This is a genomic window from Lysinibacillus sp. FSL K6-0057 (genome assembly GCF_038630885.1).
GTDB classification, from domain to species: Bacteria; Bacillota; Bacilli; order Bacillales_A; family Planococcaceae; genus Lysinibacillus; species Lysinibacillus fusiformis_F.
This window is the reverse complement of record NZ_CP152047.1, coordinates 1,300,984-1,326,545: the sequence shown is the minus strand read 5'-3', so window position 1 is coordinate 1,326,545 and position 25,562 is coordinate 1,300,984. Positions and strand designations below refer to the sequence as shown.

Annotated in this window: 25 protein-coding genes and 1 pseudogene; 11 read left to right on the top strand and 15 right to left on the bottom strand. The window is 37.1% G+C overall.

Features of this window, described 5'->3' with window-relative positions; genetic code table 11:
• Nucleotides 1-70: 70 nt before the first annotated feature.
• From MHB40_RS06175 to MHB40_RS06165, 3 genes are read left to right on the top strand one after another with little or no spacing between them, the layout of a single operon-like run.
• Nucleotides 71-538 (top strand): prepilin-type N-terminal cleavage/methylation domain-containing protein, encoded by a 468-nt coding sequence (locus MHB40_RS06175; protein ID WP_342534130.1) that lies wholly within the window; start codon nt 71-73, stop codon nt 536-538.
• Nucleotides 535-978, top strand: a complete 444-nt coding sequence (locus tag MHB40_RS06170) for a prepilin-type N-terminal cleavage/methylation domain-containing protein (RefSeq protein ID WP_342534129.1) — start codon at nt 535-537, stop codon at nt 976-978. The genes MHB40_RS06175 and MHB40_RS06170 overlap by 4 nt, the downstream gene beginning before the upstream one ends.
• Nucleotides 975-2,525 carry a hypothetical protein gene (locus MHB40_RS06165; protein WP_342534128.1) on the top strand — a complete coding sequence of 517 codons (1,551 nt, stop codon included), beginning with the start codon at nt 975-977 and terminating at the stop codon, nt 2,523-2,525. Before MHB40_RS06170 ends, MHB40_RS06165 begins: the two co-directional genes overlap by 4 nt.
• A gap of 41 nt (nt 2,526-2,566) precedes the next feature.
• Here MHB40_RS06165 and MHB40_RS06160 read toward each other — a convergent pair.
• The 3 genes and pseudogenes from MHB40_RS06160 to MHB40_RS06150 form a co-directional block, all read right to left on the bottom strand.
• Nucleotides 2,567-3,920 (bottom strand): annotated as a pseudogene (locus MHB40_RS06160) (IS3 family transposase).
• 112 nt (nt 3,921-4,032) lie between these two features.
• On the bottom strand, nt 4,033-6,114 hold the full coding sequence (locus MHB40_RS06155; RefSeq protein ID WP_342534127.1) for a DUF2339 domain-containing protein: 2,082 nt from the start codon (nt 6,112-6,114) through the stop codon (nt 4,033-4,035).
• An 81-nt stretch (nt 6,115-6,195) separates the two neighbouring features.
• Nucleotides 6,196-6,447 carry a phage holin gene (locus MHB40_RS06150; RefSeq protein WP_016991985.1) on the bottom strand — a complete coding sequence of 84 codons (252 nt, stop codon included), beginning with the start codon at nt 6,445-6,447 and terminating at the stop codon, nt 6,196-6,198.
• 238 nt (nt 6,448-6,685) lie between these two features.
• On the opposite strand from MHB40_RS06150, the gene MHB40_RS06145 reads away from it, so the two are divergent.
• The 5 genes from MHB40_RS06145 (at nt 6,686) to MHB40_RS06125 (ending at nt 10,488) form a co-directional block, all read left to right on the top strand.
• The gene (locus MHB40_RS06145; protein ID WP_342534126.1) at nt 6,686-7,687 is read left to right on the top strand and encodes an acyltransferase family protein; all 1,002 of its coding nucleotides are present in this window, start codon (nt 6,686-6,688) and stop codon (nt 7,685-7,687) included.
• Between the two features lie 124 nt (nt 7,688-7,811).
• Nucleotides 7,812-8,174 (top strand): GntR family transcriptional regulator, encoded by a 363-nt coding sequence (locus MHB40_RS06140; RefSeq protein ID WP_342534125.1) that lies wholly within the window; start codon nt 7,812-7,814, stop codon nt 8,172-8,174.
• Nucleotides 8,175-9,038, top strand: a complete 864-nt coding sequence (locus MHB40_RS06135; protein ID WP_342534124.1) for an ABC transporter ATP-binding protein — start codon at nt 8,175-8,177, stop codon at nt 9,036-9,038. It abuts the gene before it with no gap.
• Entirely contained in the window at nt 9,035-9,730 is a 696-nt protein-coding gene (locus MHB40_RS06130; RefSeq protein WP_342534123.1) for a hypothetical protein, read from the top strand. Before MHB40_RS06135 ends, MHB40_RS06130 begins: the two co-directional genes overlap by 4 nt.
• Before the next feature lie 26 nt (nt 9,731-9,756).
• The gene (locus MHB40_RS06125) at nt 9,757-10,488 is read left to right on the top strand and encodes a CPBP family intramembrane glutamic endopeptidase (RefSeq protein ID WP_342534122.1); all 732 of its coding nucleotides are present in this window, start codon (nt 9,757-9,759) and stop codon (nt 10,486-10,488) included.
• A gap of 15 nt (nt 10,489-10,503) precedes the next feature.
• Here MHB40_RS06125 and MHB40_RS06120 read toward each other — a convergent pair whose 3' ends face one another.
• The 3 genes from MHB40_RS06120 to MHB40_RS06110 all read right to left on the bottom strand — a co-directional run bounded on the left by MHB40_RS06120 (nt 10,504) and on the right by MHB40_RS06110 (nt 13,529).
• On the bottom strand, nt 10,504-11,859 hold the full coding sequence (locus tag MHB40_RS06120; RefSeq protein WP_205442078.1) for a YjiH family protein: 1,356 nt from the start codon (nt 11,857-11,859) through the stop codon (nt 10,504-10,506).
• Between the two features lie 423 nt (nt 11,860-12,282).
• The gene (locus tag MHB40_RS06115; protein ID WP_342442762.1) at nt 12,283-12,591 is read right to left on the bottom strand and encodes a monooxygenase; all 309 of its coding nucleotides are present in this window, start codon (nt 12,589-12,591) and stop codon (nt 12,283-12,285) included.
• Nucleotides 12,592-12,602: 11 nt separating this feature from the next.
• Nucleotides 12,603-13,529 (bottom strand): DsbA family protein, encoded by a 927-nt coding sequence (locus MHB40_RS06110; protein ID WP_342534121.1) that lies wholly within the window; start codon nt 13,527-13,529, stop codon nt 12,603-12,605.
• A gap of 168 nt (nt 13,530-13,697) precedes the next feature.
• Between MHB40_RS06110 and MHB40_RS06105 the strand changes: the two genes are divergently transcribed.
• A complete protein-coding gene (locus tag MHB40_RS06105; protein WP_342534120.1) occupies nt 13,698-14,270 on the top strand; it encodes a TetR/AcrR family transcriptional regulator in 573 nt (190 codons plus the stop codon).
• 142 nt (nt 14,271-14,412) lie between these two features.
• Here the strand turns inward: MHB40_RS06105 and MHB40_RS06100 are convergent, their stop codons facing one another.
• The 5 genes from MHB40_RS06100 to MHB40_RS06080 form a co-directional block, all read right to left on the bottom strand.
• Entirely contained in the window at nt 14,413-15,180 is a 768-nt protein-coding gene (locus tag MHB40_RS06100) for an IucA/IucC family C-terminal-domain containing protein (protein WP_342534119.1), read from the bottom strand.
• Nucleotides 15,177-16,004, bottom strand: coding sequence for an ABC transporter ATP-binding protein (locus MHB40_RS06095; RefSeq protein ID WP_342534118.1), 828 nt, complete (start codon nt 16,002-16,004; stop codon nt 15,177-15,179). Before MHB40_RS06095 ends, MHB40_RS06100 begins: the two co-directional genes overlap by 4 nt.
• Before the next feature lie 48 nt (nt 16,005-16,052).
• Nucleotides 16,053-17,093, bottom strand: a complete 1,041-nt coding sequence (locus MHB40_RS06090) for an iron ABC transporter permease (protein ID WP_205442071.1) — start codon at nt 17,091-17,093, stop codon at nt 16,053-16,055.
• The gene (locus tag MHB40_RS06085; RefSeq protein ID WP_342442758.1) at nt 17,086-18,102 is read right to left on the bottom strand and encodes an iron ABC transporter permease; all 1,017 of its coding nucleotides are present in this window, start codon (nt 18,100-18,102) and stop codon (nt 17,086-17,088) included. The genes MHB40_RS06090 and MHB40_RS06085 overlap by 8 nt, the downstream gene beginning before the upstream one ends.
• Nucleotides 18,103-18,235: 133 nt before the next feature.
• A complete protein-coding gene (locus MHB40_RS06080) occupies nt 18,236-19,246 on the bottom strand; it encodes an iron-siderophore ABC transporter substrate-binding protein (protein ID WP_342534117.1) in 1,011 nt (336 codons plus the stop codon).
• 640 nt (nt 19,247-19,886) lie between these two features.
• On the opposite strand from MHB40_RS06080, the gene MHB40_RS06075 reads away from it, so the two are divergent.
• Nucleotides 19,887-20,192 (top strand): CotD family spore coat protein, encoded by a 306-nt coding sequence (locus tag MHB40_RS06075; RefSeq protein ID WP_016991980.1) that lies wholly within the window; start codon nt 19,887-19,889, stop codon nt 20,190-20,192.
• Nucleotides 20,193-20,290: 98 nt separating this feature from the next.
• Here MHB40_RS06075 and glnA read toward each other — a convergent pair whose 3' ends face one another.
• The 3 genes from glnA to MHB40_RS06060 form a co-directional block, all read right to left on the bottom strand.
• Entirely contained in the window at nt 20,291-21,625 is a 1,335-nt protein-coding gene (gene glnA / locus MHB40_RS06070) for a type I glutamate--ammonia ligase (protein WP_205442068.1), read from the bottom strand.
• Between the two features lie 55 nt (nt 21,626-21,680).
• On the bottom strand, nt 21,681-22,058 hold the full coding sequence (locus MHB40_RS06065; RefSeq protein WP_004225812.1) for a MerR family transcriptional regulator: 378 nt from the start codon (nt 22,056-22,058) through the stop codon (nt 21,681-21,683).
• Nucleotides 22,059-22,212: 154 nt separating this feature from the next.
• Nucleotides 22,213-23,466, bottom strand: coding sequence for a methionine gamma-lyase family protein (locus MHB40_RS06060; protein WP_205442067.1), 1,254 nt, complete (start codon nt 23,464-23,466; stop codon nt 22,213-22,215).
• Nucleotides 23,467-23,809: 343 nt separating this feature from the next.
• On the opposite strand from MHB40_RS06060, the gene MHB40_RS06055 reads away from it, so the two are divergent.
• A complete protein-coding gene (locus MHB40_RS06055; RefSeq protein ID WP_205442065.1) occupies nt 23,810-24,415 on the top strand; it encodes a trimeric intracellular cation channel family protein in 606 nt (201 codons plus the stop codon).
• A 51-nt stretch (nt 24,416-24,466) separates the two neighbouring features.
• On the opposite strand, the gene cobT is transcribed toward MHB40_RS06055, so the two are convergent.
• Nucleotides 24,467-25,522, bottom strand: a complete 1,056-nt coding sequence (cobT, locus tag MHB40_RS06050; RefSeq protein WP_342534116.1) for a nicotinate-nucleotide--dimethylbenzimidazole phosphoribosyltransferase — start codon at nt 25,520-25,522, stop codon at nt 24,467-24,469.
• Nucleotides 25,523-25,562: the final 40 nt, after the last annotated feature.

Sequence of the window (25,562 nt, the reverse complement as noted above, 5' to 3'; positions counted from 1 at the left end):
ATGTTAATTCAAGTTATAAAAACATTTAAACACTAATACCTAATCACTCATAGAATGGAAGTGAACCTTTATGATTGTTAAGAACAATCAAACAGGAATTACACTTGTAGAAGTTATTGCCTCTATTGTTATTATTACTATTATCCTCACAAGCTTTTTATCTTTTTTTATAAGTACAGCTAAAACTACTAGCACATCAAATGGTATTTTTGATGCTACTTATTATGCCCAAAAAGAGATGGAACATATTTATCAACTTTCTCAAACTACTAAATATGATGATAGAGTCTCAGAAATTACACTTAGTCCTTCAGATACTAAAGAAGAGAACAAGAAATATTATTATCAAGGCTCAAATACAAGCTTTGAGAAATTAGGGAATTTAGAAGTAGACCCTAACAATCAATATTACTACTCCTTAACATGCATTCCAAAGTCGTATACCTTAACAACAATTGTTATTAAGGTATACGACAAAAAAGGAGGCGTTCTAAAAGCTCAAATGGAGAATGTTTTGGAATGGAGGAATAATGAATGAAACGTTCCAACGAAGCAGGAATTACACTTATTGAAACAGTTGCTGTAACCGTTATCATAGCAATAGTAAGCTTATTAATTTATTCCATTATCCATCAAAGTCAAACAAATTTTCATAAGCAAAACAATGTAAATAAAGATATTAATGACGCTGCTTATGCTTTAAAGGTAATAACAAAAGAAATACGAAAAAACCCAACTACAGTTTCTTCGGACTCGTCATCTGAATTAACTATTAATAAAGATGTTACAGGTAAGGAACTACACTTTGTTTTTAACAAGGATAAAAATACAATAAATAAAAATAACGTTATTTTCGCTACAGGTATTCAAGATTTTCACATCTCGCTTAAAGAACAGATCGTTACAATTAAAATTACTAGTGTACATGGTAAAACGATATCAACAGAGTTGTATCTTAGGAGGGTGGAAACAGAATGAAACGTAATTATTTACAAAAAAATAGCCATGGTTATACTTTTATGATTGCCCTCTTTGTTATCGTTTTGATTGCTGTACTTGGGCTTGGTCTAATGTTAACAACATCAAATACATTAAATATTACTAAACACGAGCGTAACGATCAGTCCATTTTTTATATTGCGGAGGCTGGGTTAAACGTAGAAAAGAAAGCTGTCTATACCCTTGTAAATAACGCTTATGATTTCACAAGAAACAAGCACAAGCAAACAAAAAAAGAAGATAGAGATAAAATTGATTTTGTCAAAATATTTATTGAACAAATAAATGACGGCTTACCTGATCAACCAGTTTCCAATAGCAGCTTCGAACCTCAATTTAATCAACAGCCTGAGGCATGTGTCAAAGTGACAATGGAAAGTGAATCGCCTTTAGCCATTAAAATCGAATCTACAGGATACTTAAGTTCTTCTGAAAATCCCATAGAAATAGATAAAGAATGTACAGAACGTATTTCCAAACATCATCGTGTGGTGGAGCAAATCCTTGAAGTAGATGTAAATTTAAAGTTTTTAACTGACATTGATGATAATGAAGGTGGACCAGTTTTTGAATTGCCAAACCTCGCTGTACAAACATCTGGGGATATCACTTTAAAATCTGCAAAAATCAATGGAAGTGCTGTTTCAAATTCTGGTTCAATACATTTAATAGATGATTCGAACATAACAGGTGCTATAGGTACTAATAAGCCATTAGACGCACCAAATTGGTTAATACAAAGAGAAAAACTAAATGATAGACTCGTTAATAAAACAGTACCCGAAATATTGTTACCAGAATTCCCAAGCTATTCTTTTATTTCTTTATCCTCGGCTAACTACCCAAAAGATTTTCCGATTACAAATGGGAGTTATGCAGCAGGTTGGAACCCTCCGAATTCAAGAGAGAATTTGTCAATGAAAGAGGATTCTAAATTAAATAATTTCACCGTCCCAGATGGAAAGACAATTAATATTGATATAGGTGATAAAACTGTTAATTTACTAGTAGAAGATACATTTAAAATAGGTAGTAATGCAACTGTTAATATAATAGGCACGGGGAAATTAAATATTTTTGTAAAAAAATCACTTACCATCATTGGAACATTAGGTGTAACAAACAGAGACCCGAATAATATAAATGTATATTACTCCGGATCAAGTGTACCTAAGATTGATGATGGTGGATGTTTAATCGCGGCTTCATTAATTATAGAAAAAGCTGATTTAGATTTAAGAGGTGGTGGAGAAATGAGTGGAAATATTATTAGTGGCGGATCAAATATTTCCATTCATGATGATAGAAAACCCACTGGACAATATATAATTGCACCAAAAGCAAAAGTTACACTCGGTGGCTATTTCCATGGTGTTATTATTGCACAATCTTATTTAGGTGATGGGTACGGTGCTGTTACTTATCGACCAGGTATTGTACCTCCACCTTTTCCACCTTCTACCTCAACACCAGATTATAGTGATCCTAAACATTTAATAACTGAAGAAAGTATGGTTGAAAAATAAAAAATGAAGTGACCCCTAAAAGTTAGACACGGTTATTTCGTTTAGACAGCTTGGGTAAAATGAGTTCGGTACTGCACTGGACTCATTTTTAATTTTGCCTTCATACGTTTCGTGTTGTAATAGTTTATATAGTTTTCCAGTTCCTTTTTAAAATGCTTGACACTTTTAAATTCCTTTAAATAGAGAAATTCCGACTTCATGATGCCAAAGAAATTCTCCATGACAGAATTGTCGTAACAGTTGCCTTTACGCGACATACTTTGCACAATCCCTCTTGATTGAAGGGCGTGGCGATATTGTTTCATTTGATAATGCCAGCCTTGATCGGAATGCATGAGGAGCTGGTGTTCTTCTGGCAACCGCTCTAAAGCCTTTTCTACCATCTCTGAAACTAACGAATATGTAGGTCTAGAGCCAATTGTATACGTAATAATTTCGCCATTAAATAAGTCTAAAACAGGCGATAAATAAAGCTTTTCACCAATTAACTTAAACTCCGTAATATCTGTTACCCATTTCTCATTAGGCGCTTTTGCTGTAAAATTGCGATCTAAAATGTTAGGCGCAATTTTACCAACTGTCCCTTTATATGACTTATATTTTTTCATACGAACGATGCACTTTAAGCCTAGCGCTTTCATCAGGCGTTGCACTTTCTTATGATTCACTTTTTGCCCACGATTCGCTAGCTCATCACGAATGCGACGATAGCCATAACGGCCTTCATGTTCCTTATAGATTTCTTGAATTTCGGCCTTTAACTCGGCATCTGGATCGGGACGATTCATCTTCTTTACTAAATCATAGTACGTGCTACGTGGAATTTCTGCGAACGCTACAAGCGCCTTCACCGAGTATTTATGCCTTAATTCATAGATGACGTTTACTTTGTCTTCTTTGGTGATTTTTCCTTGGCTTGAACTAAGGCGTTTAACTTTTTTAAATACTCGTTTTCCATACGTAGACGATTGATTTCTGCTTGAAGTGCTTCTGGTGAGCCTTCTACTGGTGCTTGTTTTGGTTGTTTATTTGTTTCTTTTTTCATGATGGACGCCCCTTTTTCTTTGATTGAAGGGCATCGAATCCTTTTGTTTCAAATTGTTTTTTCCAAAAACGAAGTGTAGAAGGAGTAGCTATAATAAAGATAGCTGCCGTTTCAAGTAAGGACGTACCGTTTTCAATCATATAGTTTAGTACGTCTAGTTTAAACTGTGCCGAATAATTTGTATATCGTTTTATAAACGCTTCTACGCCGTTATACTCATATTGTTTCACCCAATTAAGAATCGCTTTGTGATCTGTTCCAATTAATCTAGCAATTTCATGTGAACTTTCTTTACCTTCTATGTAGCGTAGGACTGCTTGTAATTTTTCTTCTGATGTATATTTAGCCATATAAAAACTGCTCCTCCAATTGTTAGATGTGTCTAACAATTGGGGAGCAGTTCAGATTTTATTACTCTAACTTTTGGGGTGCAGCACCTACCCTAGCAGGCTATTTTTTATTTCATTTCCTCAACAACCTACCCGACAACAGCATGCCAATACCACCAATGGTAATAAATAGAATAGCTCTAATCAATAAATCAAGGGCAGATAAGTCAAAGAAAATTAGCTTAATGAATGCAATGACTAAAATAATAAAGCCTGTTGTGCGCAGTGTTTTTAAATGATGTGTGGAACTAATCCATAGTGAGACACTGGCTGTTAAGAATAATGTAATGGTTGCAAGGGCGATGCTTAGCTTCCAATCAAGGACATTGTTATATGTGAATTGATGGATTAGCCCCCATATTGAAATCATCGTGAGCACGATACCACCGCTTACAATGGCGTCCACATATTTCCCTAGACGATCCTCGTACAATCGATAAATAATTCCTTTTACAAGCACATCCACGATTATTGCTACAATGACTGCTATATAAATTAATCTAGTAATACTATTGAAGCTTTCCAGCATTGACAGTCTCGTGCCGATCATCAAGGAGACTAGTAGGAAAAATGCGCCGAGAACTGGCGTTAAAGCACGTCCTTTATAGGTTTCCTCTACAAATAGAGAGCCAGTAAATAAGGCAGCTAATACGATACACACCATGTATGGAATGTCATTTGTTGCTGCAAAATAAACGGTATCTAGTTTGCTAATATAGGCTAAGAAATAGCCAGTTGTGACCACTGCTAAAATATCGATCACATACAAATCCTTCATGACCTTTTCAAAAGGTGAGAGTGTCTCTTTTGGACGTCTTGCATATAAATAAATAATGATGAAATAGATGATTGGCATAAATAAGCTTAAATGATCTATGCTGAAAAATGGACTTGGTTCATGAAAGAAGAAGTTTAGTGTAAATGTGATCACAAGAGAAAGCGAAGTGACAACCTTCATTATACTTGCACGTATTCGCAAGCTCATCATCACGCCTGCAAATGCGATGAGTGGATACAATAAATCATCCACTTTATTCGGTATGTTCAATAGAAGTATCATATTGCAGAAGGTGATAAACGCAAGTGTCACAGCACTATCCAATACTTCCTGCCATTTCTGACGATAGCTATAAAACGCTAGTGCTCCAAATAAAACCATTAAGATAAGGAGTAGCATTTCTCCATTTTCAAGAGAACGAATGATCAGGTTCAGCAGTAATAAACTAAATGAGCCTAAAGAAAATTGGACGCCGATGTGAAGAGGCTTCCATTTTGATTGTGCATTATACAGTAGGCACCAAATTGCATAAAAGATTGCTAAAATTGCAATCAAACCAAGTGCGAAAACTACTTGCTGATCACTATTCATAAACGCTACAACGCTCACCGCTAGCACCGAAAAGAATGTGGCAATATAAAGGGCTAGCTTTTGCTTGTGCTGATAAATGACCCATTGCAATGCAGCAAACAAGACGATCACAAATAGTAAGATAATGACGGCACTAAAATCCATATATTCTAGTAAATAAGGCAGTAATAATGATGTAAAGGCAACAAAAACAGTTAGTGCTTCATTTTTCTTCAAATAGCTAATGGCGATACCATAGGCTATATAAAGTAGCGTAATGCCTAGTGCTGGGGTAAGACCAATGATTTCGTATAAAATGGCACTCGCTGCAGTTGTTAAAATACCAACAATAAATGCCCCACCGTATAAAGAGATCGTTATCGCCGTTGAGCCTACTTTTCTACGTTCTATTGCATAGGCTATAACCGCTAAACCTACCGATAGTGCATAGGCAAGGATGATTTTCACGCCATTCGATAAATAACCATAATCACTTACAAGTTTTAGACCCCAAAGTACGCCCATTACTAAAATAACCATGAATACTTTTGGAAGTGCCCACATAACACGTTCCTCCATCGATGGCTGTGGTTGCACTTCTTTTTCCGTTACTTTAGTCGGGATAGGCCTCGACTCCAGTACTGGTTTTGGTTTTATTGGTTCTGATTGCTTGATCATCGACTGTCTGGCATCAAGAGTATTTATTTTTTCAGCGCTTTGTGAGCCTTTTAATAAAGACAACTCCTGACGTAAATCTGCCATTTCCTCCTCGAGCTTAGCAATTCTTCGCTCCAATTCAACAGACATTCAATCATCCTCCCCACTTTATCAATTTTCTAACAGTATAACATATTTATCCTTATTGTAAAATTACACTTTTTGTTTATTTTATCTCGGTCTCCGATACATTAAGGCACGCTCACTATCACTGGTGCCCCGTGTGGTTGGATCTACAATGACACCCATTAACACAAGAATCGATAAAACTGTATTTAAAATAGATGACATTTGCTCACTCATCACCCCTGTAAAATCATAGCCAAAAATCGCTGCTACTTGTTGTGCGAGTAGGAGTAACAATGAAAATAGCCCTAGTAAAAATGGAATATGTTGAAGACGAACCTTCCAATTGATTCTCATAAAAGCTCACCTCCCCCCCTCTTGCCACAGTATATGCATAATGGTTATGTGACACATATGCAAAAATGGAACTCTCGCCATGTTACTAGGATTTTTTAATAATATTTTGTGATGCAAACTATTTTCAGACGTTGAAAGAAAGACAGGTTTTATCATGAATGACATGTTCATATATTTAGTTAGGTTGCATCGCAGTAGCGAGGTGTCCACCAATTTACTGAAAATGAGGGTGATGGAGATGGTGTATGAGTGGAACGCAGTAAGGGTAATGGCTTGCTTAAGTATTGTGTTATTACATGCTACAACCAATATTGAAATTATGAATGGCTATATAGAACAGCCATACTACCAGTTTTTTAGATTATTGTTATGTTTCGCTACACCGACTTTTATCTTATTATCCATTTTAATATTAGCGAAACGCTATCAACACCAGCTTCCTCCTCATTTTTTATGGCGTCGTTTGCAGTTTATTATCATACCGTTTGTAGCAGCTGGCATTTTATATGCCGCTAACGCAGCCTTTCATTATGATGAAAGCTTTTGGGATGCATTATATCGTCATATTGTGTTAGGAGATTTTTCGGGTTGGTTTGTCATGACTATCTTTCAGCTCTATATACTCTTTTTTTTAGTCAAAAAATTTCAGCTATCTAGTATCTGGTTCACACCTATTATGTTTTTGTTTGGTATTTTCTATATGACACTGGCAAATGTAAAGATAGATTATTTCATCCAGAATGAACATTTTATGCGCCTACTTTTTGTGGGCTGGCTCCCTTATTTTGCACTAGCCTATATGATGGGCAGTCATTATGAAAAAATCGCCCACTATCTCGTCCGATATAAATTTTTCACAGTGCTAGCTGTCCTACTTGCAATGGCTATTTTATATACAAATTATTATTTAGGTGCCCAACAGATTACATCAAGAAGAATTGATATGATGCTATTCGTATTGGCGATGACATTTTGCATCCTAGCGTTTGCACAAATTTTGCCCAAACTCCCTTTTATCCCTATTTTAAGTCGCTATTCCTTTGGGATCTTTTTAATTCACTGGCTAATTCAAGAATATATAGCACCCTATAGCGCATTACTACCCACTCCCTTCCTTCAAGTCACTTCTCTTTTTTTATCCAGTTTACTTGTCTGTATATTGCTCATCAAAATCATTTCTTTTATTCCTTTCAGTGCCTATCTGATAGGAAAATCTCATCAAAAGCCCTCTCAAGAATGAGAAGGCTTTTTTGATGGAATAAAAATTGTGTACAGAATTTTTTTGCCAAGTGATTGACAGTTGACGCCATAAGTTGTATGGTTAGTTACACAAGTAATTAACCAACTAACAAGTGAGGTGGATTGTGATTCATTCTTTAAATAACGAAAAGCCTATTTTCCAACAAATTCGCGAAAGAATAGAAGATGCCATTTTAGATGGACAGCTACAGCCTGAAGATCGCATTCCATCTACGAATGAATTTGCCAAAGAATATCAGATTAATCCTGCAACTGCTGGGAAAGGCGTGAATGAATTAGTGGATAAGGGTGTCATTTATAAAAAGAGGGGTGTCGGCATGTTTGTACATGAGGGCGCCAAAGATATTTTAATTACTGAGCGTAAAGCAAGCTTCTTCCAGCAACATATTGAACCATTGAAAAAAGAAGCGAGACGTCTAGGCATTTCAGATGAAGAGTTACAACAACTACTACAAGGGGGATCATGAATGAAAATCAATGTGAACCATGTCACGAAAACCTATAAGCATAAATCAGCCTTGAAAAATGTCACTTTCACTATGGAGGGTCCAAAAATTATTGGCTTTTTAGGCCATAACGGAGCTGGTAAAACGACTTTTTTAAATCTATTATCAGGACTCATCACTACAACAAGTGGTGAAATTTTAGTTAACGGAGAAAATGTTTTCAATGCCCCTTCTACATTACGTGATATTTGCTTTATCGCTGAAAGTGGCAATTTTCAAGAAGAAATGACCATTGCCCAAACATTAAAGGCCAATCGCTTCTTTTATCCAAAATGGGATGAAAAGCTAGCTCATGAACTGCTAAAAGTTTTTGCCCTGAATCCAAAAGATAAAGTGCGGAATCTTTCAAAAGGAATGGTATCTGCACTTGGAATTATTACGGGCTTTGCGAGTTGTGCATCCATTACTATCTTTGATGAACCGTATATCGGTTTAGATGTAGCTGCACGTAATATGTTTTATGATTTGTTAATTGAGCAGCAAACAGAAAATCCGCGATTATTTATTTTATCCACACATTTAATTGATGAGGCGAGCGAGCTATTTGAGGAAATTTTTATTCTACATGAGGGCGAGCTTTTGCTCCAAAAGACCACTGATGAATGGCGAGAGCATATTGTGGCTGTAAAAGGCAATGCCTCAGATGTTGCTGTAGCAATTGGCGACTTACAAGTAATCTATCAGCATACATTTATGCAAGAAATGACAGCTGTTGTTTTTGCAAATGGTCAATCCATAGAAGGTCAAAACATCTCGATTGAATCTGTTTCTCTTCAAGATATGCTTGTCTATTTAAGTAAACAGAAAGTGAGGTCTGGGCGATGAACACAATGAGCGGCAGTTTTTATATCTTATTTCAAAGCTATAAGAAGCAAAATATTATTTTTTGGAGCATTTTATTTTCTATCGTGCTTTTGTCATTTTTCTTAGATGCATTTTTTGGTCAATATGTATCTTTTGCTATGACTATTTCGATCCCAGTTTATATTTTTTACAGTATGATGGCAACTAAGCTTCTAAATAGAACCTTACCCTATTTTTTAAAGCTAGGATTAAGTCGCCAGCAATATATGTTATATGTCGGACTATTTTTCATGAGCTGGAGTCTAATCGGTGCCTTCATTATTGCGTGTGCACATCAAATCATTTCCTATGTTTCTACGCTATTCAATATCAAGGATATTATGATCATCCACCCTATCCTATTTTTTGATATCACCCATTCATTTTTACAAACCGTAGTATTGGATACGGTCTTACTACTATTTTGTCTTAGTTCTGGCCTTCTCCTTAACGTTGTTTTTTATCGCTTAGGCATACTTGGTGGCTATAGCTTAATTGGTTTACTAGCATTGATTCCTATATTAATGGTGATCTTTGAATGGTATTCTCCGTTGTATGAGCTTTTAGCCCAATCATCCATATTAGGCATTTTAGGTAGCCTGTTTATTTTTAGTATCTTACTCTATTTAGTTATTGCAGCTAGCATGCGAAAGGTTTCTGTGAATCCTGTATAAATACAGAATAGGAGGAAGGTAATAAAATGAACAAAAATGTGCTGATGAAAATAATTGCCTTAGAGTTTCTGCTCATATTTTTCTATGTTTTAAACGGTGCCTTTGTTTCCATTAAACAACCTACAAGCCCTTTTCTACAGTTTGCACTGTTAATCCCATTCGCATTGGGGCTCTTCATCTATACAGGAATGAAAAAGAACTGGCAAAAATATTTCTTTCTTCCTTTTAAAAAGAATCATTTCTTCATCACCTTACCGCTCCTTATTATTTTATGTATCATTTTGGTGAGTACAAAAGGATTGAATATGACATCTATTAGTGATTTCATTGTCATGTTTATCATGCAAATCTTCATTGTAGCGTTTATAGAGGAGACTGTATTTAGAGGCATTATGCTACGAATGCTATTAACAAAAGGAACATTCACTGCTGTCTGGATTTCTAGTATATTGTTTGGCATCACACATGCGCTACAATTACTAGGTGGTCAATCTCTAGAAGATACGATTGTTCAAATCATCTATGCCCTTTTAGTTGGCCTTGTTCTAGCATTGCTTGTATTAGATGGTCAATCGATTATCGTGACGATTCTTTTCCATGGCTTGAATAATTTTTTCAATTTTATGGGAAATATGGAAGGCTCCATGTTAAGTGCCTATCTTATCATTTTTGTGCTCTTTATCTACATGCTTCTGTTATGGAAACGTGTAAAGAAAACCAATCACAATCCGTTTACGAAAAATGCCAAGTCCATTTAAAACTTGGCATTTTAGTTAGAAAAGTAAATGACCAACCAATGCGGCAATTGGAAGAGAAATGAGCGTACGTAGTATAAATAAGACGACTAAATCGAAAAACTTCAATGGAATTTTTGTACCTAAAATAAGTCCACCTACCTCAGACATATAGATCAGCTGTGACACAGAAACAACAGCAATGACAAATCTAGTAACATCCGATTCAATGCCCGCACCTAAAATAGAAGGTAGAAACATATCGGCAAAGCCAACGACCATTGTTTGCGCTGCTTCAGCGGCTTCAGGCAAGCCAAGTACGGTTAAAATTGGCTCAAACGGCTTTCCTAAAATCGCAAAAATACTTGTAAATTCAGCAAGCATTAAGGCAATTGTCCCAAAAGCCATAACGATAGGCGCAACACCTACCCATAAATCAATTACGTTTCTAGAGCCATCTTTTAAAAATTTTCGAGGATCACGATTTGCATGCGCAATAGCAAGTGCATTTTCTAAGCCATGTGAGACGGAATTATAGCCCTCAGGTAATTTCTCACGTGAATAATCTACTGGTGTCCCATCTATATACGTATCCTCCTTCTTCGCAAGTGGATAGATTCGAGGCATAATAATGGCTAATACAATTCCACAAAGGACTACTGTCAAATAATAAGGAATAAAATAGCGTGCCAAATGTACCGTATCCAATACAACGATACAGAATGTGATAGACACTACCGAGAAACTTGTAGCAATAATCGCAGCTTCTTTTTTTGTGTAGTTCCCCATCTCATATTGTTTACTTGTCATTAACACACCTATTGTGCCATCGCCAACCCATGACGTAAGAGCATCAATTGATGAACGTCCTGGACTTTTAAAAAGAGGTCGCATAATTTTCACCATCATTGTCCCGAAAAATTCAAGTAAACCGAAGTTTGTTAAAAATGGTAAAAGAAAACCTGCAAACAAAAAAATGGTAAACAAAAACGTCACAAGTCCCCCATTTGGATCCATTAGGAGTCCACCCGTATTTTCATTATTGATGGCAGAAGGTCCAAAATTGAAGACCACCATTGAAGCAAAGACTAAACCGATAAAACGAGTAATTGTCCAAAACCAATTAACATAAAACAATGTATCTAAAATACTAGGTTCTTTCGCATTTTTACGAGGTATAAATTTCGCTATAAGTGCACCAATTGCAGATATTGCAAACATTATAATTGTAAAATAACTAATGACTGGAGCCACATTACCCGCTAAAATATTGGCTAAAATGGCAATAGGCACTTTCCAGCCCTCTACCGTTAAAATGGGGGTCATAAATAGGAAGATACCAATTAAAGAAGGAATAATGAAATAAAAATATGTAGAAACAGAATATTTTTTCATTTTTTATAAAGCCTCATCTCTATTAATCTCAATAATTTATGTATTTTTCATTACAACAATTCGAATAGTGTTTATAAGAAGCATTTATTTGTCCATCGTTGTACTACTATACAAACAAATATATGTTGTTTTCATTCACTACCTCATTCCTCCTTCTGTTATAGAACGTTTTTAAAAGCTTTGAAGTATGGAGCATTAAACAGAAAAACACTCAAATTATTCATGTTTTTATAACATAAATCTGTTATAAAACTATTGTAAACGCTACACGCTAGTTGGTTCAACCTCGCAATATTCTGAATATTTATATATCCATTGTTTTTTCATTTACTGACCATCCATAATATATAAAAGCCTAACTTCTTTATAAGAAATTAGACTCCTTGATTTAGATAGCAATTCTATTATTGCATCAACGATTTTTTAATGTTTTACTGGACCTTTCGTGATTTCAGTCAGTTTTGAATTGATAGCAAAGATCTTTGCGTTGATATTTGTGATTCCAAATTCAGCTAATCTTTTTGAATGCATTTCTAAATATTGTTCAGCAGCGTGTTTTGTTTCGAACATGTAGATTCCGCCTGCTTCGTTTGTTTCAGGGCTCTCCGTCCAAATTTTCCACAAAAGTCCTTTCTCTTCACTAATACTTCTTGCTAGATCCGAAAATGCTTCTGCCATGTCTTCTCCAAATGGTCCATCCATTTTAAAATCCACCTGTAATACGTATGTCATTGCCATTCTCCTTAATATTTAGTCGTAATATAACATTCACCAAGCATTTCCTTCATTTCATATTGATCTGATGAAAGCTCTTTTTTCACATAAGACGTAACCTCTGATTTTTCCAGATCATACATGACTTCAATTTCTTTCGAAAATAGTAGCTTTTCTTTTTCGAGCAAGCTTAAAAGAGATGGCTGTTGTTTTGGTTGCAGTTCCTCGATATGGAGAACCTGTTTTAGTCCATCCACATAGTTTACAAATGGACGCCCACCAACAATTTTTAAGCCTTTATTGTCCTCATTCATCATAATAATAGTTGGAAACCCTCTAACACCTAGGTTTCTTGCACGGTCAAAATCTTCATTTAATAACTGCTGTCCGGTTGTTTGTTGTGATTCGTTTACAGTGGCCTCTCCATCAAGACCAAGTTTATTTACAATGTCAATCATAACGGATTTATCTGCAATATTTTGATTGAATATAAATAGTGCTTCTCTTGCTCGGCGCAAATATTCATAGGCTATAGCATCATGATGATTTTTTTGAATCACTTTAAATACCCGAGATGGTGGGTAGGATGATTGAACTGGATTGTCAATCATGACTGTTCCATCAATTGGCATGCGGTAATATGCACCAACTTCTCTCCAGTGTCCCACAACATCGGCAGGTCCAGATATTCCATTTGCAGGATCAACTGGACCATCACCCCATTTTTCTAGTAATCCTCCCATTATCGTATGAAAGTTAAAATAGTGGCCGTACTGCTCGATAAAACGGCGAAGAACAGGCTCAAGCGCCCAACAATGAGAGCAAATCGGATCAGTTACATAATATACTTCAACGGATTTCTTTGGTTGATTAAAATCAATCATTCCGAATTCCTCCTCTCCAGCTACTCCACATACACCTGTCTCTAAATCACACATCATAGGATTGTTCTTCATTTTATTTTCCTCTTTTCTTACTTGAATTAAGAATAGAAATATTACTCTCTCATTTGCCTTACACTTGTATTTTATTCATAATAAAATCATCAAGAAACCAATAATCTATTTGATGCGTTGTTTATACAACACATTTAAGAAATTGTTTAAAAAAGGAGTGACAATTAAATGACCTCACCTAAGACAGACCTTCGCGTTATACGTACGCGTAAATTAATTATGGATTCTTTCATTGAACTTTCTAGTAAAAAAGAATTCAAGGATATTACGGTTAAGGATATTACGACAGAGGCCATGATTAATCGTGCGACTTTTTATTATCATTTCGAAGATATATATGATTTGTTAGAGAAGGTATTATCAGAAGTTTTGTTAGTTAATTTGAATGATGATTTCCTTCAACATAATGAACTTAATGAAGAAGCTTTCGTTATTATCTTTAAAGCAATAACTAATTTTCAAAAGTCATTATCCAATCGGTGTCATAGAGGCTATGAAGAGACGATTGCTCGTATTATTAGAGAACAGCTTGAAATTATTTTTTACAAGATGTTATTGAAACAAAATGCAACGACTGAGAACGAAGCGCTAAAAATGACTGCGGTTATATTAAGCTGGGGAATCTATGGTGCTTCTATAGAATGGAAAAATAATCATCAGGAGAGACAGCCCGAAGAATTTATCAAATCTGCAATCCCTTATTTATTGGCAGGTATTGATAGTCAAGACAATGTGTTATAGATTAACGTTCACATTTAGAAAGCATTCTGATAAAGAAGTTTTATTGGCATGCTAGATTTTACAAAGATAGAAAAAGTGAATAAACACTTATATGATTTCATCAGTGTTTATTCACTCTTAGTGGTAGAATATTTTGTTGAGGTTATGATTGTCTTTTTATTTTTGGACAAGAGATACAATAATCATTTGCTTCATCAGAGGTATGATAATAGAAACAACATGTTTTTCTCAAGCGTACAGGTTGCTCCGATTCTTTGATGGTCACTTTAGGCCCACAATAGTTCGTCAAAGGATTTTTTCTTTCACCAAAAAGGGTGCCTGGTGCTAGGTTTACAGTATAGTGATAATCCTCTTGTATACGAACCTTTTCTTGCTCGCTGGCCCCTTCCCTTATTTTCGTTTCATAGAGCCAATTCACATAAATAGCTGTGTTTTCCCATAAGATTGATTTTGGGATTTTACTTATTTTCGCTAATGACTGCCACACCTTCGCTAAATTATTCGCAAAGATTTCTCTAAGAACCTCATCACGCCATTTTTCACGGTCTTCAATAGGTTTTGACACTGTGCTATCGATTAGCCGAATATTTGGAAGCCATGGCTTCGCATATTCGGCTTCTACCCATGTATTTTCGATTCCACACTGTAGTCCTTTATCGTATCTGGACATAGCATAGAATGCTGAAGCCATCGTTAAGACGCTATAGCGCTTCGCAAATAACGATGCCGTAACTAGTGTAGATGGCGAATGGAAGAAGTGGGCAATTTTTTGTAAATAATCTAGCGCTTGTTCAGTATCCAATAGACTTTGGGCACATATAGAATAAGTAGCGTCTACTGCTGGCTCTATCGTCAATCGATAATCTCGTAGTAGCACGGATGATTCTTCAGCTGACAGTGTTAAGCTCAACTGATGCCTACCTCCTCTAGTTCCTTGGTTTGAACTGTTCGTCCCTTGCCATGTGGAACACATAATGGTGTACCAAATATTGGATCTTCAATAATGGTACAATCCATATGAAAAACTTCTTGTACCATCTCAGCTGTCACTACTTCCTCTGGCTTGCCTTGCGCATAGACCTGTTTATTACGCACCGCCACAATATGATGGGCATAGCGACAGGCTAAGTTTAAATCGTGCAATACCATAACGACTGTACGGCCTTCATTTTCATTTAAATCAAATAGTAAATCTAAAATTTCTACTTGGTGAGCCATATCTAAATAAGTTGTAGGTTCATCTAGTAAAATAAGATCTGTTTTTTGAGCCAATGTCATGGCAATCCATACACGTTGCCGCTGACCACCTGATAATGCATCTACTGGTCGATCCGCAAATTCAGTCATCTGCGTTACCTCAAGTGCATTGTTCACAATTTTTTCATCCTCTGTAGACCATTGCTTTAACCAGCTCTGATGCGGATAACGACCTTGTTTAATCAATTGCTGAACGGTTAATCCTTCTGGCGCAACAGGCCCCTGTGGTAGAATAGCTAAACGTTTCGCCACCTCTTTTGTTGAAATGGCATCTAGTTTATTATCATCTAAGAAAATTTCACCTGACTTCGCTTTTTGTAGCCGTGCAAACGTTCGAAGTAGTGTAGATTTCCCACAACCGTTGGCCCCTACTAGTACCGTAATTTTCCCTTTTGGTATTTGAAGATTCAAATCTTCCAATATAAGATTTTCACCATAGCTTACATGTAAATTTTGTGCCTCTAAGACATTTTTCAAAATCCTGTCACCTTCTTCTCACGCTTTTAACTTTTTTATCATGAAGCTTTATTGATTGCGCGTTCTAAATAATAAATAAATAAAGAATGGTGCGCCAATTGCAGCAGTAAAGACACCTGTTGGTAAATCCTTTGGTAAAAAGGCTGTTCGTGCCACAATATCAGCTACAATGACAATGATTCCACCTATAATAGCTGTCACAGGAATTAATCCTGCAAAGGAACGCCCTACAAGCATTCTGCTCATATGAGGGGCAACTAATCCAACAAAGGCAATGCCTCCAGCAAAAGCGACAGCAGAGCCAGCTAGCATCACACTAATGAGTAGAAAAAGCAAACGATACACTTGCACTTTTACGCCTAGCCCTATCGCTATTTCATCGCCTAATTCCTTCACATTTACCGTTCTTGCTAAAATAAATGTTAGTGGCAATAAAATGACTAGCCATGGTAATAGCAAATAGACATCCTGCATATTCGCCCCATACAAACTACCTGTCAGCCATAAATAGGCCTTCGTTGTTGCGGCTACATTACTGATCACAAGCAACATCGTCACAACGGCCTTTGCTAAGGCTGAAATCCCAATACCAATAAGCACCATACGTATAGGTGTGACGCCTTTTCTCCATGACAGTAGATAAATGATAAAGGAGACAATGCCTGCACCTAAAATAGCAGCTAACGGTAAAAATTGAATGCTGACTGACCCCATAAAGTACACGATAAAGATAATTGCCCCCATGGATGCACCACTCGTTACACCGATAATATCTGGAGCAGCAAGTGGGTTACGGATAATCCCTTGTAAAATTAAACCGGCAACTCCTAGCGCAGCACCAACTAATAATGCCATCAATACGCGTGGAAGCCTTAACGTATGTAAAACAAAATCATAGTCTCCATTGCCATAGCCCAATAATTCTTTCACCACTGTAAAAGGATGGATAAACTCGCTACCCGCAGATAAACCCAGAATCGTTATGATGACTAATAATAAGCTTAATAGTAGTAGTATCCAACCTGTTCTTTTAGCAATTTGAAAAGAGATACGATTAGATTTCGTTCGAACCGTCACATAATTAGGCATTTTTTGCTAACCCCTTTCGTGCAATATAGATGAAGAAAGGAGCTCCGATTAAGGCCGTCATGACACCTATCGGCATTTCTAATGGCATAATCACATACCTCGCCGCAATATCAGCCAACAGTAGCAATATCGCTCCCAACACCGCACTATACGGAATAATCCAGCGGTAATCCGTCCCAACAAGATGGATCGCCATATGGGGGACAATCAAGCCAATAAAGCCTATTGAACCTGCAACCGCTACTGAGCTGCCTGCAAGTATAATAATAATGATGCCTAATGTGATTTTCGTCATCATTGTTCGTTGTCCTAATCCTTTGGCAATATCATCACCTGATTGTAAAATATTTATCGAACGCCCCATAAATATTGCCACAACAGTAACCACTAAAATAAACGGTAGGACTGGTATGAGCATTTCAATGCTACGACCCGATACAGAACCTGCTAACCAAAACAGGACACTTTGTAAACCTTGTTCATCAATGACTAAAAGTCCCTGCGTAAACGAGACAAATAGAGCTGTAATCGCTGCACCAGCTAATACTATTTTAATCGGTGTTAAACCATCTCTTCCTAATGAGCCTAGGAAAAATACCATAGCTCCCGCTGCACCTGCTCCTAAAAAGGCAATCCACATATAGCTCATTAAAGATTGAATGGAAAAAAGAGTAATGGCACTGACAATAAAAAATATGGCTCCTGCATTGATACCTAAAATATCAGGAGCTGCTAAAGGATTTCTTGTTAATGCTCGCATTAATGCCCCCGCAATGGCAAGGCTTGCGCCAACTACTGTAGCGATCACAGCTCTTGTAAATCTAGATGTTCGAATAATGACATGCTCCTTATTAGCAGCATCAAAATGAAAAAAAGCATCATAGATTGACGAGAAAGGTATGGGCGTTTGACCAATAGCTATGCTGATTATAAATGCCAGCAAAAGGATCAAACAACTGATGAATAAGCCTATTTGTTTCATCGGGGTACTAGAAAGAATAATTCTCATTTTATGCCAACTTTCTTGATCCACAATTTATCTTATGCATATAGCTGTAGGTTTCAATTATGCTCAAACACTACAATGAGAGGGCTGTTATTCAAGTATTCTCTAACACTTTTAACAGCCCATCCCTCATTCACTATTTTTCTAATTCAAACTTGTCATAAATATCATCTAGCATTAAATTAGCACTAATAATGCCACCTGCTAGATTCCAATTGATTTCATCTACTTGGTAAACTTGATTTGCTTTCACTGCGTCAAGCTCTTTCCATAGTGGATGGTTTGTCCAATCTTCATAAGTTTTTTTCACTGTTTCATCATTTTCCATAAACATATAAATAACATCCGCATTCATTTGTGTAATGCTTTCCTTATCAGTTAGCTTCACAATTTCTAAAGAATCATCTGTTAAATTTTTAGGACCTTGGAATCCAAGCTCAGATAAAATAGAACCCGCATACCCTGTCACATAAATACGAGCATGGTCTGCTCTGAAGTTGACAACGGAAACATGGAATGGCCATTTATCGCCAAGTTTCTCTTTGATTTTTGTTTGGAAATCAGCAACTCGCGTATCCCAATTGCCTAGTAATTCTTTCACCTTATCTTCTTGATTCATTGCTTGACCCATCATTTCAGCTGTTCCTTTGAAATCGAAAACTGTTTCATGAGCAACGGTTGGAGCAATCTGTGATAACTGATCATAGATTTCTTCATGACGTACTTTAGAAGCAATAATTAAATCTGGTTTTAGCTTTGCAATTTCTTCAAGGTTTGGTTGTGTTTCTTGTCCCACAATTGCAACGCCATCAAGATCATTTTTCATATAATTATAAACAGGCGCTTCAGCCCAAGATTCTACTACCCCAACTGGCTTAATGCCCATTGCTACTGCAACATCTGTAGCACCTTGATATAGTGTAACGATTTTTGTAGGTGTTCCTTCAATCGTTGTAGTACCCATAGCATGTGTAATCTCGCGACTAGTAGCTTCTGATTCTGTGTTACTTTCTTCTGCTTTGTCATTTTCTTGTGAACTACTGGAGTTCGATGATTTCTCCCCACAACCCACTAATAATAACGCGAAGGTTAATAGCAGTGTGAAAAGTACAAAAAAATTCTTTTTTTGTAGTGATAATTTTGGCATACATTTCCTCCTAAGAAATAGTCGACAACGATAATCATTATCAATTAAAGAGTATACTGTACGTTTGTTTTATTGACAATATGTATTTTTTCAAAAAACATACTTTTTTAATAAAAATTTATTTTAAATTAAAAATTCATGACATTGAACCAATTCGATTGCTCTAGACAATGAGCGAATGACGCTAGGAAGAACGTTTATTATTCAACCTAATCATCGTGTTGGAAAACAAGCAAATAGATGATTGTTATGACTCATTACTTCTTCACATTGAAAATATGTGCCTTCCCTTTCTCTAAAAAGTAGAAATAATGGGCTATTTTGTTCACTACTGTAAGTATGATTTGCAACATGGTTGAGGGGAGGCAGATCATTGCCCACGAAAAGGACACTAGCGGAACGGAAATCACCCCCCTCGCCTTGCAAAATTGCTTTTTTTGTCGTTGACATCATCTTTTTTCAACAACATGGAATGCTTTCATTTCACTCACTGGCGTAGGCAAGTTGATTAAAGATTTTCTAGCATTTTAGTTACTTGTTAGATTTACCTATGCATTAATAGGCAAATAAATAGACCCTATCGACGTATATCTCATATCTTAATAATGAACTACAACTTATCAAAACAGGAGGTAATAACATGTTTCAACGAAGACGCCATCCGGCAAAAGGTCCACACTGCTGTCCGCCCCAAATGATGCCAATGCAATATGATCCACCACAGTTTTTACCACCAGAGCAATATGTTCGCACAAATTATATCCATACGGTTGTTCCCCATGTTCAACCAGCACACGTTACAACGGTGAACAAACATATGATTGATCATCAGTACTATTTCCCATGCACAGAATCTGTTGTTAACGAATGCTGTGAAACACATACAATGTGCGGTATGCCACCTAACCCTTGCCATATGCCACACCATCATAAACATATGCGCTAATCATAAAATAACGATGGGGTTGTCACACGACCCCATCGTTCCTAATAAATTTAGAAAAAAACCGAGTAACCTTTATGAGGCACTCGGTATCTTTATGATTAATACATTTTTAAATATTGATCGCGTTCCCATTGATGAACGGTTGTACGGTACATATCGAACTCAATTTCTTTTGCTTCTTTAAAGTTTGCGTAAATATGCTCACCTAAAGCTGCTTGCGCTACTTTATCTTTAGCAAGTAATGTTAGTGCATCATCAAGTGCTGCTGGCAAGTTTTCAATACCATTTGCTTGACGCTCTTCTTCAGACATCACATAGATATTGCGGTTAATAGCTGCTGGTGGCGTTAAGTTTTGACGAATACCTTCAAGACCTGCCTCTAAAATAACAGCCATTGCTAAATATGGGTTTGCTGAAGGGTCCACAGAACGTACTTCTACACGAGTTGAAAGTCCACGTGCTGATGGAATACGAATTAATGGTGAACGGTTTTGTGCAGACCAAGCTACATAACAAGGTGCTTCATAACCTGGTACTAGACGTTTATAAGAGTTAACTGTTGGATTTGTTACAGCTGTGAAACCTTGTACGTGCGCAAGAACACCCGCCATGAATTGCATAGCTGTTTCAGAAAGACCTAATTCTGTAGATTCATCATAGAACGCATTTTCTTTGCCTTTAAATAGTGACACGTTAAAGTGCATACCAGAGCCTGCTTCACCAAATAGTGGTTTTGGCATAAATGTAGCGTGTAGGCCATGTTTACGAGCAATTGTTTTAACCACTAATTTGAATGTTTGGATGTTATCACACGCAGTAACAGCATCAGCATATTTAAAGTCGATTTCGTGTTGTCCTGGAGCTACCTCATGGTGTGATGCTTCAATTTCAAAGCCCATTTCTTCTAGCTCTAATACGATATCACGACGGCAGTTTTCACCAAGATCTGTTGGAGCTAAGTCGAAGTAGCCACCATGGTCATTTACTTCTAACGTTGGCTCTCCTTTTGCATCTAATTTGAATAAGAAGAATTCTGGCTCAGGCCCTAAATTGAAGCTTGAGAAGCCCATTTCTTCCATTTTTTTAAGAATACGTTTTAGGTTGTTACGTGGGTCACCAGCAAACGGTTCGCCTTTCGCAGTGTATACGTCACAGATGAGACGTGCCACTTTCCCTTTTTCAGAAGTCCAAGGGAATACTACGAAAGTATCAAGATCAGGATATAAATACATATCAGATTCTTCGATTCGAACGAAACCTTCAATAGATGAGCCATCAAACATCATTTTATTTTCTAATGCTTTGTCTAATTGACTTACAGGAATCTCAACGTTTTTGATTGTGCCAAGAATATCTGTAAATTGTAAACGAATAAAGCTTACATTTTTTTCTTCGATGAGACGTTTAATGTCCTCTTTTGTGTATTTACCCACAGTTTTCCACACTCCTATAATTTGTCTAGCTTTTATGTTTACCCTACCCTATTTATTAATAGAATCGAGATAAATCCCCTCGTCGGATGGATGATTTTTGCATGCGCTGTGCTTGACGCATTTCTTCGCGCATAATTTGGCGTAATTCTGAATCACTTAAATCTTGTTCATCAGTTGTAGCAACAGGATTTTTCTTTTTAGCAAATATTTTTTTAATCTTCGCCATATTCATACCCTGTTCTAAGTAGTCTTTAACCTCAAGCAATGTATCGACATCATTTAGTGAAAACATACGTCGATTGCCTTCTGTTCGGTGCGGCTCAATTAAATGGTGTTCTTCATAATAACGAATTTGTCTTGCCGAAAGCTCTGTTAATTGCATCACAATACTCATCGATAATAACGGCATAGTTCGTCTAATTTCACGACTCATTTAAGTCCTCCTCCAATACCCGCTTATCATATAACGAAATTTTTTCACTGTCAACCAACCATGTAAGGTTATCTAACATGGTTGGTACTATTTTTTTCAATCTCATAGAAAATTGTAAAAAACTATTCATATTTAGGCTTAATCTATTGTCTTGTTATGATTTTTGAATGGCTTGAACCGCACTACAAATTGCAAATTTAACGTGTTCATATGTTAGTCCACCTTGGATAAAAGCAGTAAATGGCGGTCGTATTGGGCCATCTGCTGTCAGCTCAATGCTGGAACCTTGAATAAACGTTCCAGCCGCCATGATGACATCATCTTCATAGCCTGGCATATATGCTGGTTCCGGAGCATAATGGGCATTGATTGGTGAATTCGCTTGTATTTCACGACAAAAGGCAATCATTTGCTGCGCTGTTTGGAAAGACACAGATTGAATTAAATCTGTACGTTTCGCATGATAGCTTGGAGAAGTGTTCATACCGATTTCCTCCAGCATTCCAGCTGTAAAGATCGCACCTTTTAATGCTTGCGATACAACATGTGGCGCTAGGAAAAATCCTTGATAAAAATCACCTAGTGTATTTAATGTGGCTCCCGCTTCTGCACCTATACCTGGAGATGTCATGCGGTAGGCACATTTCTCCACTAAATCTGCTCGGCCAGCAATATAGCCTCCGATTTTCGCCAATCCTCCACCAGGATTTTTAATGAGCGAGCCAGCCATTAAGTCAGCACCAACTTCTGTAGGTTCCTGCGCCTCTACGAACTCACCATAGCAGTTATCTACAAAAATAACAGCTTCCGGGGCTAATTTACGTACCTTTGCACACATATCAGCAATTTCATCAATCGTAAAGGATGGACGTGTTGCATAGCCTTTTGAACGTTGAATGGCAATCATTTTTGTTTGTGTTGTAATGGCCGCTTCTACACCTGCCCAATCAATGGCCTGGTTATCTAGTAAATCCACATGTCGATAACCGATTTTATAATCTTTCAGTGAGCCTGTATCTTTATCACCACCATCAACAATGGATTGCAATGTATCATATGGCTGACCAGAAATATAAAGCAGCTCATCACCAGGACGCAAAACACCGAATAGACTAAGCGTGATTGCATGTGTCCCTGAAATAATTTGGGGGCGAACAATGGCAGCCTCTGCTCCAAATACTTCCGCATAAACACGTTCTAGGTTATCCCTTCCCTCATCATCATAGCCATAGCCGTTAGATGGATGTAAGTGGTAGTCACTCACTTGATGCTTGCGAAATGCTGCTAGCACCTTCTGCTGGTTATAAAATGCCATTTCTTCTACCTTGGCATGATAAGGCCGCACTTGCTCCTCTATTTTTGTCGCTAAGGATATCGTTTGTGTAGATAAATTTGATGTAAACGTCATTCTTTCTTCTCCATTTCACAATTGTCCCGCATTTCATTCAGTAAGATTTATTGACTATCTAAATTGACATCAATCACTCTAGAATTCCCTAACCAAACACTGGTATATAAATGCTTTTGACGAATGTTTTTCTTTATTTTAATCACATTTTATCAATTTGTATGTGCACCTGTAAAACTTGCCTATTGTTTCTAAAGGAATTTTACGCTAAGCTAATGTGCGGACTTATTTCAAGAAGCGTATTTAATGACTGATTTTGGCTATTAAATTCATAGATTCTGTTACGTAAAAAAGTCTTTTAACTTATAAAAAAGTTTATTTATTGATAGAAGGGGTGAAAGGGATGGCTTGGGAGGTTTTTAGTATTATAGGAACAATTGCCTTTGCTATTTCTGGGGCAATCATTGCCATGGAAGAAGAATACGATTTATTCGGTGTATATATACTTGGTATTGTTACGGCCTTTGGTGGTGGAGCAATTCGAAATTTACTCATCGGACTACCTGTCACAACACTATGGGGGCAAGATATGATGTTTCAAATTGCACTGGCTGCAATTACGATATTCTTTATTTTTCCACATCATCTGATTCAGCATTGGCATCGTTGGGGTAACTTCACAGATGCTATTGGCTTATCAGCATTCGCTATTCAAGGGGCACTCTATGCTGTGAAGCTTGATATGCCAATTAGCGCGGTCATTGTAGCTGCAGTTTTGACAGGTTCAGGTGGTGGTATTGTACGAGATTTATTAGCTAGACGAAAACCACTAGTTCTCCGTGATGAAGTCTATGGTGTTTGGGCAGCTCTCGCAGGGCTGATAATCGGATTTGAGGTTTTTACAGGGGATATTTTCCTTTATATTTTATTCGCAGTAATTACAGCGTTACGTATTCTTTCCTATATGATGAAGTGGCGCTTGCCATTACGAAAATTAAATCGTGCATAAATACCATTCAGCCAATGACCAAAAATTAAGTCATTGGCTGTTTTATTGTTTTTATCTTTTTAACAACTGCATTGATTCTTCTAAAGTCACCATATTTTTCATCATCGAGCAGGCTGCATCTAAAATGGGAAAGGCTAGGGCTGCACCAGAGCCTTCACCTAAACGCATATTCATGTACAACATTGGTTCAATGCCAAATAATGCAGCGGCAATTTTAGCCCCTGGTTCCTCTGAGGCATGGGAAGGAATAATATAATCTTTTACTTTTGGTTCGAGCTTATAAGCAATGAGCGCGGCAATAGTTGAAATAAATCCATCAATGACAACAGGTTTACGATGGACTGCAGCGCCAAGTATAATGCCTATCATCGCCCCTATCTCTAACCCGCCAACCTTAGCTAGAACATCGATGACATCTTTAGGATTAGGCGTATTTAAGCTAATTGCTTTTTCAATAATCGCCGCTTTATGGGCAATTCCACCTTGACCAACTCCTGCTCCAAATCCTGTTACTTCAATTGGGTCACAGTCAGTTAGAACAGCTAATATCGCAGCACTCGGTGTTGTATTGCCGATGCCCATTTCCCCAGTTCCAAGTACATTGGCACCTTTTCTGATTTCCTCTGTTGCCACACGAATTCCTACTTCAATGGATTGAATAGCCTCTTCTCTAGACATAGCTGGACCTTGTGCCATGTTATCTGTACCATATTTAATTTTATGAATGAGGACACCTGCATCAAGTGGAATATCTTCTTTTACCCCAACATCTACTGTTACTACCTTTGCATTGGTAATGCCCGCAATCGCACAAACACCTGTACCTCCCTTAGGAAAATTTAATGTTTGAAAGACCGTCACATCTTGTGGATTCGTGGTTACACCTTCCTCACAAACACCGTGATCTGCTGCACAAACAATGATGACTTTTTTATCAATCACCGGAAATAATTGTCCAGTTATGCCAGAAAGCTGCACTGCAATGGACTCTAGTTTTCCTAAACTGCCAGGGGGTTTACATAGGGCATCTATACGCTGTCTAGCTTGCTCCATCACCTTCAGGTCAGCACCTTGGATGTTTTGTATCGTGTCTTGTAGTAATTGCATGATAATTGCTCCTCTCTTTTTAAGACAAAAAGAAAAAGTC